The organism is Ignatzschineria ureiclastica, assembly GCF_003121845.1.
GTDB lineage: Bacteria > Pseudomonadota > Gammaproteobacteria > Cardiobacteriales > Wohlfahrtiimonadaceae > Ignatzschineria > Ignatzschineria ureiclastica.
In genome coordinates this window covers 147,134-162,839 of sequence record NZ_QEWQ01000006.1, presented here as the reverse complement: position 1 = coordinate 162,839, position 15,706 = coordinate 147,134, and the positions used below count along the sequence as shown (strand labels likewise).

The window sequence follows — 15,706 nt, the reverse complement described above, 5'->3', positions numbered from 1 at the left end:
TTGGTTTAAGAAAAATGGTTTTAAACAATACTTGCAAGATGCCGGATAGAACCGCTTCCTTACTTATTATAATCGATGCGCCGGCATTTGAATGAGCTTATTTTGAACCGATCTTGCTATAATACTGTAAAAAAGAGGCGATTCATTGCAGCCAGTTCAATGATATAAAAAAGGACCGCTTCTTATGAAACGATCCTTTTAGCTATTTTTTGTCTATGGTGAGTAATCTACCATTAATCATTCTACTGAGTATTTAAAGCATCATGATTTATTAGACTCTGTCTTATTAAAATCAGGGTGATTGACTTGACGATATTGTTGAATCGCCTCGGCAATCCCTTCACCGCCCACTTGCGAACGAACATATTGACCTGAGAAGAGCGCTTGTTCTGCTTTTGCCTCTTCAGATTTATCCGTTAAAGAGAAGATCATCGTTACGATAAAGGCAATCGGAATCGAGAAAAGCGCCGGGTTGTTATATGGCAGAATTCCCTCGCCATTCCCTAAGACTTTCCCCCATACTTCAGGGCCGAGAATAATCATAATCACTGCAGAGGCTAAACCGGCCGCACCGCCAATGACAGCACCCCGTGTGGAGAGCTTTTTCCAATACATTGAGAGGAAGAGTAGTGGGAAGTTCGCCGATGCTCCGATAGAGAACGCAAGCCCTACGACAAAGGCGACGTTTTGATTTTCAAACATCATCCCTAACAGAATCGCAATGACGCCCAATGCAATCGTTGTATAACGGGAGATTTTCAGCTCCGTTTGCATGTTCGGTTTTCCTTTCATGATCACATTGGCATAGATATCATGACTAATCGCAGAAGCCCCCGAGAGTGTTAAACCGGCGACAACGGCTACGAGTGTGGCAAAGGTCACCGCTGACATAAAGCCTAAGAAGAGATTACCACCGACAGCATGAGCAAGATGGATCGCCGCCATATTATTCCCACCAATGAGAGATTCACCGCTCATATATTCCGGTACACCCATTACATAGACAATAGCACCAAAGCCGATAATAAACATCAAGAGATAGAAGTAGCCAATAAAACTTGTGGCATAGAGTACAGATTTACGCGCTTCTTTGGCATCTTTAACGGTAAAGAATCGCATGAGAATATGGGGCAATCCTGCGGTTCCAAACATTAAGCCAACGCCAAGAGAGATCGCATCAATAGGATTTGGGAACTGTAAACCCGGTTTCATAATATCAATACCTTTCGGACTCTTCGCAATGGCATTACTAAAGAGCGTTTCCAGGCTAAAGCCAGACCAATAGAGCACAACCACAGACATTAATGTTGCACCAAAGAGAATCAAGACCGCTTTAATCATCTGTACCCAAGTGGTCGCTAACATTCCGCCAAAGAGAACGTAAAGGACCATTAAAACCCCGACAATCATCACTGCTAAACCATAATTGAGGCCAAAGAGTAGCTCAATCAGTTTTCCTGCACCCACCATTTGAGCAATCAAATAGAGCAGTACAATCGCCATTGTGGAGAATGCTGCTAAAATTCGAATAGGGCGCTGTTTTAAGCGATAAGCAGTCACATCGGCGAAGGTAAAACGACCGAGGTTACGGAAACGTTCTGCCATTAGGAAGAGAATCACAGGCCAGCCAATAAAGAAGCCGAAAGAGTAGATTAAACCATCATAGCCAGAGGTAAAGACCATCGCCGAGATCCCCAGGAATGAGGCAGAGGAGAGATAATCTCCGGCAATCGCTAAACCATTTTGAAAGCCGGATAAGCCACCGCCAGCGGTATAGAAATCAGAGGCTGACTTCGTCTTATTTGCCGCCCAGAAGGTGATATAGAGGGTTGCTAAGACAAAGACGAAGAACATCGCAATCGCCGTCCAATTCTTTCCTCCGGATGCATGTTGGGCAAAAGCGGTAGATAGTAGCGGTGAGCTGATAATCAGACCGGCAACGAGTGTTCCAAAGCGCATTCTATGGCTCTCTTGATTTTGCTTTATGGGTAGAGAGTGTGAGGATGCACTATTTAGGTATTGATTATTTGAGTGTTTATTATTTAAGCGTTTCATTAGCGGCCTCCTCAAGTAGCGCTTCATTCATAGGGTCGAAGACACGATTGGTTTTTTGAATGTAGTAAGCGGTTAAGAGAATGGTCCAGATAATCAGAAAGAATCCGGCGATAATTCCCCAAGTTGTAACACCGCCCTCTACAATCGGTTTGGCCACAAGATCAGGTGCAAAGGCTACTGCGAGCATGAGCAGAATATAAAATCCGAGCGTAAGCGCGAGAAGCGTTAAGCTAAAGAACTGTTTCTTTTTAACAATCTCATAAAATCGAGGGGATTGACCGACTGCGGTAATCATCTCATCATAATCGCGCTCTGCGCGTTCCTCCGTAAGATGTGTAGACATCTTGACCTCCTTTGTTGTTATAAAAATAGGTAATTAAAGCTTTAAATATCGTTATTGTTGTTCTTATCTGTTTTTATCTGGCCTTATGTAGATCTTATATAGATCCATATAGGCTTATGTCAGCTTATATCGGATATTGATATAAGGCTTTTTGTTCGCTAGATGAACGTTTGTTCTTATAATGTAATAATTTAAAGCTATCATAGCTATTTTTTTATAGCAATAGAGAGCGGGCTTCTTTATGATCAAATAAAGTGCTAGATGCTCGTTTAATGACTTGAAATTGATTGGAAATATTATCTTGATCGGAAATGGCTGCTTCGATTGACGGTTGTCGGTTATCGATTGAATGAGCGTGAGTTCGGAAGAGATTATAGGCATAAAAAAGCGCTCAAAGGAGATTCCCCATGAGCGCTTTATAGCGATTTTTTGCGTTGATTTTTAACGATTTTTATAGAAGTCGGTTAAGCCGATTCATCAAAGACTCGATATTGTGTAGATTTATATTGTGTAGATCTATTGCGACAAATATTAGATAACGCGAGAGAAGCGATTATCATTTTTTTGCAGATAAGCATCAAATACCATGCCGATATTACGGATTAAAAGCCGACCGGCATCTTGTACATAATATTTATCTTTATCCACAATGATTAAGCCATCATCTTGCATCGCTTCAAGCTCTGGAAGATCCGCTTTAAAATATTCTCGTGCATCGATATTGAAATCTCGGCTCACTTGATCAAGATCGAGTTTAAGATTACACATAATTTCTGTAATCACATGCCGGCGAATCACATCATCCCGCGTGAGTTTAACACCGCGCATAATAGCGAGTTGACCACTATCGATACGCTCTTCATATTGCGGCATCGTTTTGGCGTTTTGTGAGTAGATATCTCCAATTTGCGAGATTGAAGAGACGCCCATTCCCACAACATCACAATCCGCATGCGTACTATAACCTTGGAAATTACGGTAGAGTAAGCCCTCTTGCTGTGCAATCGCAAGTTGATCTGTCGGTTTCGCAAAGTGATCCATCCCAATATAGACATAGCCAGCCTCCGTTAAGCGTTCAATCACTAATTTAAGGATCAAGAGCTTCTCTTGTGGCGATGGCATATCGGCGGCATTCATCTGCTTTTGTGTTTTGAAGAGATGCGGCATATGAGCATAGTTAAAGACCGAGAGGCGATCTGGGGAGAGTGCAATCACTTCATCAAGGGTTTTATCAAAGGTTTCTACTGTTTGGAACGGTAAACCATAGATCAGATCCAGTGAGATAGAGTTAAAACCACAATCGCGTGCTGCAGTTAAGGTTTCAATCGTGATCTCTTTTGGCTGAATACGATTGACCGCTAATTGCACTTTGTCATCAAAATCTTGTACACCCATACTAAGACGATTAAAGCCGATAGAGCGAAGGAAGCGAACGGTATCGGCATTCGCCTCCCGAGGATCAACCTCGATAGAGACTTCCGCTTCATCATTTGGCAGTAGATTAAACTCTTCGCGAGTTTTATCCATTAGGGCTTTCATCTCATCATGCGAGAGAAATGTGGGTGTACCACCGCCCCAATGTAATTGTTTTGCCGGCGCGCGATTACTGAAGAGTGCTCCTTGCATCTCCATCTCTTTAAAGAGGCGCTCAAGATAAGGTTCAGAACGTTTACGATTTTTGGTGATAATTTTGTTACAACCGCAGTAGAAACAGATCGTGGCGCAGAAAGGAATATGAAAATAGAGCGAGAGTGGATTAAGCCTTTCATTAGAGGCTTTCGCCGCTTCGATATACTCTTTGTTGCCAAATTCGTCGGTAAATTGCACTGCCGTAGGGTAGGAAGTGTAGCGTGGGCCTGCTTTATCGTATTTCGCGATGAGGGCTTCATTAAATATTTTATTTGTCATATTACCTATATACTCTAATGATAAGCTTCTGCTCGAAGATTAAAAAATCACTTGAGATCAGTGATTGTCTGAATGATAAAAATCATGAGATTGTTATACTATTTATACTATCTTAAGTGAGACCGGTATAATTTTATTGTAATGATTTGATTGATTTTATGTTTCTCTTAATTATAGCGGAAACAATGATATTGTGACGGTTTTATCCTGATTTGTTAAGCTAAGAATATAAATTAGCGTTATACTTTACACTTATCACGAATCTTTCAATTTTCTAGAAATGATTTTTTAGAGTAGATTGAAATTTTTTTAGAGCAACAGAGGAGATACATTGATGCGTCGTACTAAAATTGTAGCAACATTAGGCCCTGCAACTGATAAACCTGGAGTATTAGAAGGCATTATCAAAGCCGGCGTGAATATCGTCCGTCTCAACTTCTCTCATGGTGAGCATGCTGAACATGAAGCGCGTGCAGCAGCCGTTCGAGAAATTGCTAATAAGTTAGGGGTTAGAGTCGGTATTCTCTCTGATTTACAAGGTCCTAAAATTCGTATTGAAAACTTTATCGATGGACGAGTAGAGTTAGAGGAAGGACAAACTTTCGTGCTCGATTCCGCACTGGATGAAGATGCCGGTACCAAAGAGCGTGTCGGGATTGCTTATAAAGAGCTCGTCAATGATGTAAATATCGGTGATATCCTCCTGCTTGATGATGGTAATATCGTCGCAGAAGTGACCGGTGTCACTGAAACTGAAATTCAAACTAAAGTATTAACCGCTGGTCCATTATCTAACCGTAAAGGTCTTAATCTTAAAGGGGGCGGTCTATCTGCCGCAGCATTAACCGATAAAGATAAAGAAGATCTGATCTGTGCTGCAAACTTTAATACCGATTTTATCGCTGTCTCTTTCCCTAAAACCGCCGCTGATATTGAAGAAGCACGTGAACTTCTCGTCAAAGCGGGTTCAAATGCCGGTATTGTGGCAAAAATTGAGCGTACAGAGGCCTTGGATAATATCGATGAAATTATTGAAGCCTCTGATGCGATTATGATTGCCCGTGGAGATCTCGGTGTTGAGATTGGTGATGCAAAATTAGTGGGTGTACAAAAACGTTTTATTAAACGTGCGCGTCAACTCGATAAAGCCGTTATTACCGCAACACAGATGATGGAATCGATGATTGAACACCAATCCCCAACCCGTGCAGAGGTCATGGACGTTGCGAACTCCGTACTTGATGGGACGGATGCAGTGATGCTTTCAGCAGAAACAGCCGTAGGTAAATATCCTGTGAAAACTGTCCAAGCGATGTCAGCGATCTGTCAAGGTGCGGAGAGTGAAGTGGATTACTCATTAGAAGGCTATTCACTCCGGGAAGAACCTTTCAAATTTGAGCGTACCGATGAAGCGATTGCAATGTCTTCAATCGTGCTTGCAAACCACTTTGATATTAAAGCGGTAGCTTGTTTAACAGAAACCGGAACCACAGCGCTCTTAATGAGCCGCGTGACTTCACAGCTTCCGATTTATGGTATTACGCGTAATGAAGCAACTTGTGGTCGCCTCACAATCTGCCAAGGTGTACAGCCCATTCTTTACGATTTCAAACCATCACCTGATGATGAAATTGTCCGTCAAGTCGTGGGTGTGTTAAAAGCACAAAATGCAGTAGAAACCGGTGATCGTATCTTAGTCACCTTTGGTTCATTTAACTTCCAACAAGGTGGTACAAACTGCCTTAGAATCGTAACAATTGACTAAAATTGACTAATTAGCGATCAAAGTAAGGAAATAGCGAAAAAATAGTTGCAGATGAAGATTTTTTCTCTATAATAACACTTCTTACATGGAGGCGTGGCCGAGTGGTTGAAGGCACCGGTCTTGAAAACCGGCAACGGGTTAAACCGTTCGTGAGTTCGAATCCCACCGCCTCCGCCATATATCAAAACCCTTAGCATTCGCTAAGGGTTTTTTCTTGTCTGGTGTTTTTAAATTATATTTAAATCAATTAGTTACGCTATTCCTAACATAGCGTGTTATCTTTTTTACAGTGTGAACCTATCCGTCAGCCAACTTAATGGTGGTAAGTTTGGTGGTAAATCAAGAGATGGAAAATTTTACCAACAAAATAGTTGAAATGGTAGTAATAATCAGGCTTAACTGCGATTGGTGTAGGATATGTAGTTTAGTATAGGGAATAAAACGTGGCATTAAATTATACGTAACTAAAGAATCTGAAGCCTAAGAATATTTGATTGAAAAAAACTGTTATCACTGCCAATATTGTATTGTTAAGCCATTATATTGTAATGAATAAAAGAGATTATTATCGATTGTTTTTAGCAGTCATAACATAAGGCAATAGAGAGCTATAGATTGTATATATGTCGAAGGCCATAGAAGAAACGTCGACATGGAAGAATGACAAAATCATATTTATTACAAAATTAATCGAAGAAACAGCACAATAATCTAAGAAAAAGAGCCAAAAATTTATAGCTATGAATTAGTAAATGTTTTGTTTGAGAAGCTATATCACCATATTGGTAACTTGGTTGAGAGTAATATGACTAAGCGTCAAACAGCATCGATATATCTACAAAAGCTATGTGGTATTGGTTGAGCACACAGCTGTCCAAGATAAGTTGTTTATTAATGAGGATTTGATTGAATCTCTAATATAACCCCTCCTGAAAATATCTAGATTTGACAAAATAGGTTAGATGCGACATGGAGCAATAATTTAATTAAATAAATTTATATTAGATATGACACAACCATGACACATTACCGGTTAAAATCTACAGAATGATAGTGGGGATAATATTATGGATAAAGAGTTTAATATAGCAATAGTAGCAACCATGAGCGCAGGCAAATCTACTCTAATTAATTGTTTGTTAGGAAAGGAATTATTACATTCAGCAAATGAAGCTACTACAGCAAAAGTTACCTGCATTGAACAGGATAATCATAAAGAATACTTTTCTGGAACAATAAGGAAAACTAGAGATATTAAGACATTTACTGATATTTATTCATGGGGGGGAGAACTATTAAAACCTTACGAAGATATAGCAGTAGATAATATATCTCTAGAAAATTTAAAATTATGGAATCAGGATTCTAATGTCCATTCTATAAACATATCAGGTCCTTTTAGAAATCTTCCCGATATGGGTAGCAAAATTAAAATTTTTGATACCCCAGGACCCAATAATAGTCAAGACCCAACACATGAAAAGTGTTTAATTGATTTTGTAGAGAATCAACAAGTAAACTTAATGATTTACGTTATAAATGCAACGCAAATTGGTACCAATGATGATCGAGTTTTGCTTGGTAGAATTATAAAAAATGTTGGGGATAATATCAAAGATATTCTTATTGTATTGAATAAAATAGATAAATTAGATGAAGAAAAAAATGAAAATTTAGGTGATATTCTTGGAAAAATGAAGGACTATTTAAATGATATTAAACCATCGTTTAAATTTAATATAACACCTGTTTCTTCGTTAAAAATATTATTGGCTTCAAAATACTTACATAATGAAAGTATGACAGCAAAAGAAAGAGCTCAATTGTTAGAAGAAATAGATCAATATGCTCTGGCTAATTTATCAGATATTGATATTCATCAGAAGGATTATATAGCAAAAAAAATGGTTTTTGATCAAGTTACTAAACAAGCAGGTTTGGGTGCTTTAATAGAAGTAATTGAAGGCTATATTGCAACTCGCACATCTTTACATTGAACACAACCCATTATCATTTGAAAACTCTCAAATTTAAAGAGACTTGCTTAGCTTTACCAGAATGATTGATTAATAAGTAAAAATTAAGAGGATAATATGATTAAAGTTGAAATAGAATATAACCCATTTATTGTACATACTACCTTCAAAATTGAAGATGTTGAGATTGCAGAGGATTCGTTCTTATCAAAGTATGCGTCATTAAGATTACAAGATTGGATCGATGATTTTGCAGAAATTCTATATAGTGTTTTCAATAAAAATAAACAATATGATATCACGTTTACAGGCACTAAAGAGGATTGTGATGATGTTGCTGAGGCAGTTGAATATGCAGTTAAAAATAATAGTTTTGATATAAAAATTAACTATAAAGTTATTAAGGGTGCTGAATCTCGATTAACTGAAATAGAAAACTTGGTTAAGGAAGCGGAGAAAAGTAAGCTTTTATCAAAATATATTAATGCTAGTGTTAGTAATAAGACAGCAATAAAAGAAGCTTTTAATAAAGATTTTGATGCCTTTGTTGTAGCAACCATGTCGTCAGGTAAATCTACATTTATTAATAGTTTGTTAGGATATGAATTATTACCTGCAGCTAATGAGGCGACGACTGCAACAATAGCGCAAATCAACAACACGAAGGATCAGCTATCAGGTGTATTTAATCTCCAACTGGCTTCAAGTCAACATGATAAAAGAAATAATTTAGTGGTTGATTTTAATGATAAGGACAATATTTCTAGTAACTTAAAGCAATTATCTGATTGGAATGCTCAAGGTACCTCAAGAATAAGAATAGATGGTAATTTGATCGGTATAGAGAATTATGAAAATTCTCGTTTAGTTTTAACAGATACTCCCGGACCTAATAATAGCCGAACTACTGAGCATAGAACAGTTACGATTGAACACATTCAAGATAGTAATAGAAATCCTTTAATTCTTTATATCATTAATGCAACACAAATTGGTACGGATGATGATATGAGCACATTAAATGATATAGCCAATGCTATGCAGAAAAAAGGTAAGCAAGGGAGAGATAGATTTTTATTTTTGCTCAATAAGGCTGATGAATTTGATTTAGAAAAAGAGAATATGGATAAAATTCTTTTGAATGTTAAAAACTATTTATCAGAGAATGGTATTGCACAGCCAAAAATTTATCCAATATCAGCACAACTAGCACTATTATTACGAAAACAGCAACTGTTAGAAGAATCTTTATCATCAAAAGAAAAAAGATTACTACAAGGTTTAATTGGATTGTTTGAAGATGAAAAAGTTTATGATTTTGTGCAATACATGCCATTAAATCGTTCAGAACTTGCGTTGATGAATCGCAATGTAGCATCAATGAGTCAGAGTGTTAATCCTTTAGTATTAGAGCGTAGTGGCATTCCTGCGATAGAAGCAGTAGTTTCTAATTATATTAATAAGTATAACTTACCAAATCGAGTTTATCGTATATATGGTTTATTAAGCAATATTCTTAAAGATAGCAATGCTGAGGCGCAAATTAATGCGAACCTAAATTTAGAGCAAAGTAAGTTAGACACTTTAAAAAAAGAGCTTGTAGCTTTAGAAAAGAAAAAGAGAGATGGTTTTGATGTTAAGCAATTTATCACAAGATTAGAGGAGCGAGAAGCTGCAATCCCTGACATTATTGTTGGTTTAATGCATGAGGAGCAATCTGATATTGACAACATATTAGAAAAATTAAAAAAACAATTTGTCACAAAAGAGAAAGTAAGTGTGGCATCAGCATATAAATCATTAGAAAAACTCGAAAAAATCTATACTGAATTTTTAGAAAGCTTTCATATCAAGTTAGAGAGCATAGAAAAATCAAGTCAACCTATTATTCAAAAGCAATTAATAGCAGAATATAATCAGTACTTAGAATCATTATTTGGAAGTATGATTGATGATAAAGATATTTTTCCTATTTTAGATGGATTGAAGATAAAGCTTAAGAATTCAATGAATGGTGCTTTTATAGAAACATTACAGAATAATGAAATAAAAATAAGAAACTATAAACAAAAAAGAGAACGCACAGTACAAGAAAGAAATCCTTGGACATTATGGATTACAAAAAGAGATAGAATTGAAGAATATGAAATAGATGTGAAAGAAGAATTTGTAGACTTAGAAAGCTTGTGGGCAGCAAGAGAGCATGATTTATACTCAAAATTTGAGAAGCAAATTAAAATTTTACAAGAAGTAATAGGTGAAAACTCTAAAGAAATGTCATCTATTTTCGCTGAGTATGCTGAAAAACATTTTAATCCAATTTTTGATAACGTGATGTCAGACTTGAATAGCAAGATGGAAAATGTAGCTGATAGAGAGCGAGCAATTCAAGAAGGTAGGAATAATTTGGATGAAATTAAACAATTTCAAGATAAATTATCACAAATAATTTCAATGAATCGATAGGTGACATTATGACGGTATCAAAAGCACAATTCTTAAATAATTTAAAAAATGGCTCTAGGCCTGTTGAATTGGATCAAAAAGACTTTAAATCATTAGATAGTAATTTATTTTCAGACAAATCATTAACGCCGGGTGCAATATTCTCCATTGTAGAAAATGAAGGTATAGAATGGATTAAGCCTAGGTATTTTGATGATTTAATAAGCAGTCTGAATTACGAAGTATTTAATGAAAAACGCTGTTTACATGCTTTAGATGTTAAAAAATATTTGCAAAATCGCAAGAATATTCAAGGATTTATCATTGATAATGATGAGCGTCAGGAGAGTAATTCAGCGGCACAAAAGCCTGAGGATAAAACTGAAGAGAATAACCAGCGAATAAAAGATATAGATGTTAATCAGTTGTTAAATGATAAAAAAAACCTTTTAGACACTTTTTTGGTAACAGATATATTAAGAGAGTCTATAGAAGATGCAAAAAATGGTAATGGTTTAAGTAAGTTAAAGTCATACATAAAATCTTGTGTTAGACATGATGATTTTTCAGTCCAAGATGTTTTATTGACTATCTTGTATAGTTATCAAAAAATCCCTGATTTATTTGAAGATTATTCGGTTTCAAAATTCAGTCCTGCAATTGATTTAAATGAATCATTATGGGATGAGCAATATTTAGGTTCTCAAATGAATTATATTACTGGGAATTTTTCTCTGGAGCGATTAATGCATTTGATTAATGTGCTTAATAAGTTAAATAAAAAAAGTACTGTATCTAAGCTTGTAAAAGAGAAAATATCTTCATCTTCTAATCAAGAGAAGAATTATGGAAAAAGTGATAGTAATACAAGTAACTTGCAATCTGATAGACAAAAGAATTTTATTAAAGTAGCAATTGCAGCAGGTGGAGTTGTGCTAGCAGTAATCATCGCTTTATTCATTATATAATTTAGAGAATTATTATGTCTGATATTGTGGAAATTGAGCGTAGTTTAGATAAAGCAAGTTATGCGCTTGAAAATGCTAGCTATATTATCAATAAAGGTTATTTGAATGATTTGATGCACTATTCTGTAGATACTTTTTTTAAAAAAAATGAATTAAGTTTATCTGCCGATATTAGATTATATAAGTTAGATCGAATTGTCTTTGATAGTAAGCTCTCAATACAAGAAAGTTTATCTGCTATTTACAGTGCAATAGGTACAGCTGGCTATACCGTTTTTATATATATTGATTCCAATGAATCAAAAACGGATCTTTATATCGGTATTCGTGGTCAAGCAAAGAAGGTACAAGGTTTAATAGCTGGAAAATTATTAGAAGAATGCTTCAACGGACATTTTGATGGTAGTTTATTATCGCCTGTAGAAAATGCAGATGTCAGTAATTTATTATCCAAAATTAAAGATGATAAAACAAAAGCGATTACTTCTGTTTCTGGTGTTCCATCTTTGGCATTAGAAAATGGTCATGATTACATGCAAGGTATTGAAAGACTCATTGATGCATCTGAAGGCAAAGATTATCAGGCTTTAATTTTGGCTGAACCTATTTCAAATAATGAATTGGAAGTGGTAAAACTTGGTTATGAATTAGTTGCTAATCAGTTATCTCCATTTTTAAAGCAGACTTTGACTTATGGCCAGAATGATAATGAATCTATTACTCATGCTTTGAGCACTAATATATCTGAATCATTGGGTAAGAGTGTTGCTCTTACAGAAACAACAGGTACTTCGATTACTTCAAGTTCCTCTGTAACAGAGGGTACTAATGAGTCTATAAGTAAAGGTACATTTACTTCTAAACTTGCTTCGGGCGCAGCAACTGCAATTGGTGCGGGAGGAGCTATTGCAGGGGGATTAAAGTTAGTTAATCCTCTTGTCGCTATGGCTATCGGTGCTGGAGCTGGGGCATTTGCGATGGCTTTTCAAGGCAATGAAACCAAAGGAAAAAGTGAATCTACAACTAAAGCAGAAACTACAGGGAGCAATCAGAGTTCTTCTAGAGGTACAACTGATACAAATACTTATACAGTAGGCACAACTACTACAGATACTACAGGAAAAACAACCGGTACAAGTAAAACAATGTCTATCGAAAGCCTTAATAAAGGAATTGATAATTTATTAAAACAAATAGATAAACAATTTGAAAGAATCGAGGAAGCTAGATGTTTTGGTGGATGGCACAGTGCGGCTTATTTTTTTGGTGAACACTTATCTACTTCAGAATCCTTAGCGAGTATGTATCTAGGATTAATACGTGGCCAAAACTCAAACTCAGAGTTTTCAGCTTTAACAACTTGGTCATTAGATCGAGATCAGAGCAAAACTAAAGAGGTGAAAAAATGGTTATGTAATTTCTCACATCCTAGACTGTATGCGGATTTTTTACAAAAAGAGAATATCAACTCTTTAACACCCGCAACTTTAATTTCAGGAAAAGAAATGAGTGTACAACTAGGTTTACCTCGTAAATCTACATCGGGTACTGTTGTGATTGAAGCTCAATCTTTTGGTCGACAAATACAATTACTAGATGGACAGAGAAAGACAAATAATGCTGATGATAAATCTATAGTATTGGGCGATATTTGGCATTTATGGAAAACTAGGAAGCAAAAAGTTGCTTTGAATGTTAATGAATTGACAAAGCATATGTTTATTACAGGATCTACAGGATCAGGAAAAAGTAATACTACATATGAAATTTTAGAGCAATTACAGCAGAATAATGTTCCTTTTTTAGTGATTGAGCCAGCTAAAGGGGAATATAAGCATGTATTTGGAAATTCAGATGATGTTACTGTTTATGGAACTAATCCAAGCTTAAGTAATTTATTGAGAATTAATCCTTTTGCTTTTCCTGAAAGTATTCATGTTCACGAGCATGTTGATCGTTTAGTTGAGATATTTAATGTATGTTGGCCAATGTATGCTGCTATGCCTGCTGTTCTAAAAGAAGCTATTTTAGATGCCTATGAAGACTGTGGTTGGTCATTGCAAACTTCTAAAAATAAATTTACCCCAACTATTTATCCTTCTTTTGTAGATGTTTTGGTTTCACTAGAAAAAGTGGTTAAAAACTCTGATTTTTCAGAGGAAGTAAAAGCTAATTATAATGGTTCATTGGTTACAAGAATAAGATCTTTGACTAATGGATTAAATGGTGAAATCTTCACATCAGATGAAATAAATCCTAAAAAGTTATTTGATAAAAGTTGTATTATTGACTTAAGCAGAGCGGGTGCATCTGATACTAAAGCATTAATTACAGGGATTTTGTTGGTTCGTTTAAATGAGCACAGAATGGATGAAGGTGGCATGAATTTACCTTTGAAGCATGTTACTGTTCTAGAAGAAGCTCACAATATTTTGAAAGCAACAACATCAGCAGGACAAGAAGGAGGGCAAAGTTTGGAGTCTAAGTCTGTTGAAATGCTTAGTAATTCAATTGCTGAAATGAGAACTTATGGGGAAGGATTTATTATTGTAGATCAATCACCAGGAGCTGTAGATATATCTGCGATTCGTAATACAAATACCAAGATTATTATGAGATTACCGGAAGAAAATGATCGAAGAGCTGCAGGAAAATCTATAGGTTTAAAAGATGAACAACTAGATGAATTATCAAAATTACCACCAGGTATTGCTGTGGTTAGTCAAAATGATTGGTTAGAACCGGTATTGTGCAAAATTAAACACTTTACTCAAAGTGAAAATAATATTTATGATCATAATGCAGTGTATTCAGAAATGGTTTCTGAGGCTGGATTTAGAATCACGATTTTGCAGATGTTATTTAATGAAACGCATGGCAATAATTCTTTGGTGATTCCGCAAAACATTAAAATTGGTCTTCAAAAATTAAAATTGAGAGGTTTTACCAGAGGGCATTTGATGAATGCATATATAGATTTTAAAAATGGGAAATCATTGGTGTTATTGGAAGATCGAAATAAACAAGTATTAATAGATGTATTATCTGATATTTTTGATATTAATTTTAATGAATTTGAAAGTAATAAAGAATTGTACTCAGTATTGCAGGAAAGAATTAATCATTCTGTTTATGCTTATAAATTACTAGATCAGATGATGGGATATGTGAAAGCAGAGGTGATTGAGTGTTAGAGAAAACAGTTAGTAATAATATGGAGCGTATTAAAGATCCTGTGAAGGATAAAAGGGATGTACAAGACGTGAAGAATGATGTCACTTGTTCTGCAGTGGAGAGTAATAAAGATGTAGAACAAGAAGAGCAAATATCAGAGGTTGGAGAACAACCAGTTAAAAGACATATTGAGTGTAGAAACTCATCTTTAGAGGGGGATGTTCATCCAGTAACAGGTGTGCCTTTTGAGAGAAAAAGTATAGAGCATGATGGTGAGATTATTGAAGGTGTTTTCCCTCAATTTGAAGTTACTTTTGAACATCAATTAGATACAGAGAAATATGAGGCAAGTAATAAAGAACAATTTAACGATGCAAACCAAGCATTAAAAGAAAAATGCGAAAAAGACCCTGAGTTTAGAAAACAATTTACGGAAGAGCAGTTAGTGCAAATAGCAAATGGTGATAGACCTGATGGCTATGTTTGGCATCATTCTGAAGACCCGGGGAAGCTACAATTAGTGGATAAAGATACGCATGACAAAACAGGACATACAGGTGGCCAGGTAATTTGGGGAGGCGGAAATGACAACAGATAAACAAGCAGTAGTTGGTTGGAAATACATAAAAAATAATGTGGATGTATCAAATATTAAAAATTTCGAGAAACTCACATCTTATATTTTAGATGAAAAACTCATTCCATTTATATTGTCCCATAATAATGGTAGGCCAATAAAAAATGAATTAATGGAGGAGAAATCCGGTAAAGAGTTTATATTTGATAAGTTATTGTCATTTAATGAAGATGATGTAGAAAATGTTTTTACAACATATAAAAGCTTACAGGGATCGATTGATGAGAATTTAATACCTTTAGCTATTGATCCATCAGGTAATTATTTCTGTCTAGCCAGAAATTCGAAAAATGTCATTTTTTATTGGCATGAGACAGGTTTAGAATATGATTTGAATCTACCTTTATTGAGTTTAATTGATAAGTTAGTATGAAATTTATGGGGCTTGTTCAAGGATATATTCTATAAGGTGTCTTATTATGTTTGATTAGGATG

Annotated in this window: 11 protein-coding genes and 1 tRNA gene; 9 read left to right on the top strand and 3 right to left on the bottom strand. The window is 35.6% G+C overall.

Features of this window, described 5'->3' with window-relative positions:
- Positions 1–261: 261 nt before the first annotated feature.
- The 3 genes from DC083_RS09030 to hemN form a co-directional block, all read right to left on the bottom strand.
- Entirely contained in the window at positions 262–1,959 is a 1,698-nt protein-coding gene (locus tag DC083_RS09030; RefSeq protein WP_109189980.1) for a cation acetate symporter, read from the bottom strand.
- Between the two features lie 79 nt (positions 1,960–2,038).
- A complete protein-coding gene (locus tag DC083_RS09025; protein WP_034856201.1) occupies positions 2,039–2,398 on the bottom strand; it encodes a DUF485 domain-containing protein in 360 nt (119 codons plus the stop codon).
- Positions 2,399–2,929: 531 nt separating this feature from the next.
- Positions 2,930–4,306: an oxygen-independent coproporphyrinogen III oxidase gene (hemN, locus tag DC083_RS09020; RefSeq protein ID WP_109189886.1), complete on the bottom strand. Its 1,377-nt coding sequence runs from the start codon at positions 4,304–4,306 to the stop codon at positions 2,930–2,932.
- Positions 4,307–4,640: 334 nt separating this feature from the next.
- Here hemN and pyk point away from each other — a divergent pair, with 334 nt between their 5' ends.
- The 9 genes from pyk (at position 4,641) to DC083_RS08980 (ending at position 15,644) form a co-directional block, all read left to right on the top strand.
- Positions 4,641–6,071 (top strand): pyruvate kinase, encoded by a 1,431-nt coding sequence (pyk, locus tag DC083_RS09015; protein ID WP_189364611.1) that lies wholly within the window; start codon positions 4,641–4,643, stop codon positions 6,069–6,071.
- 87 nt (positions 6,072–6,158) lie between these two features.
- Positions 6,159–6,248 (top strand) — tRNA-Ser (locus tag DC083_RS09010).
- A gap of 580 nt (positions 6,249–6,828) precedes the next feature.
- Positions 6,829–6,933, top strand: coding sequence for a hypothetical protein (locus DC083_RS10385; protein ID WP_373296752.1), 105 nt, complete (start codon positions 6,829–6,831; stop codon positions 6,931–6,933).
- A 205-nt stretch (positions 6,934–7,138) separates the two neighbouring features.
- Positions 7,139–8,068: a dynamin family protein gene (locus DC083_RS09005; RefSeq protein ID WP_109189884.1), complete on the top strand. Its 930-nt coding sequence runs from the start codon at positions 7,139–7,141 to the stop codon at positions 8,066–8,068.
- Positions 8,069–8,164: 96 nt separating this feature from the next.
- Positions 8,165–10,513 carry a dynamin family protein gene (locus DC083_RS09000; RefSeq protein WP_109189883.1) on the top strand — a complete coding sequence of 783 codons (2,349 nt, stop codon included), beginning with the start codon at positions 8,165–8,167 and terminating at the stop codon, positions 10,511–10,513.
- Between the two features lie 8 nt (positions 10,514–10,521).
- A complete protein-coding gene (locus DC083_RS08995) occupies positions 10,522–11,460 on the top strand; it encodes a hypothetical protein (RefSeq protein ID WP_109189882.1) in 939 nt (312 codons plus the stop codon).
- A 14-nt stretch (positions 11,461–11,474) separates the two neighbouring features.
- A complete protein-coding gene (locus DC083_RS08990) occupies positions 11,475–14,654 on the top strand; it encodes an ATP-binding protein (RefSeq protein ID WP_109189881.1) in 3,180 nt (1,059 codons plus the stop codon).
- A complete protein-coding gene (locus DC083_RS08985) occupies positions 14,648–15,232 on the top strand; it encodes an HNH endonuclease (RefSeq protein WP_229822583.1) in 585 nt (194 codons plus the stop codon). Before DC083_RS08990 ends, DC083_RS08985 begins: the two co-directional genes overlap by 7 nt.
- Positions 15,219–15,644: an SMI1/KNR4 family protein gene (locus DC083_RS08980; RefSeq protein WP_109189880.1), complete on the top strand. Its 426-nt coding sequence runs from the start codon at positions 15,219–15,221 to the stop codon at positions 15,642–15,644. The genes DC083_RS08985 and DC083_RS08980 overlap by 14 nt, the downstream gene beginning before the upstream one ends.
- Positions 15,645–15,706 lie beyond the last annotated feature (62 nt).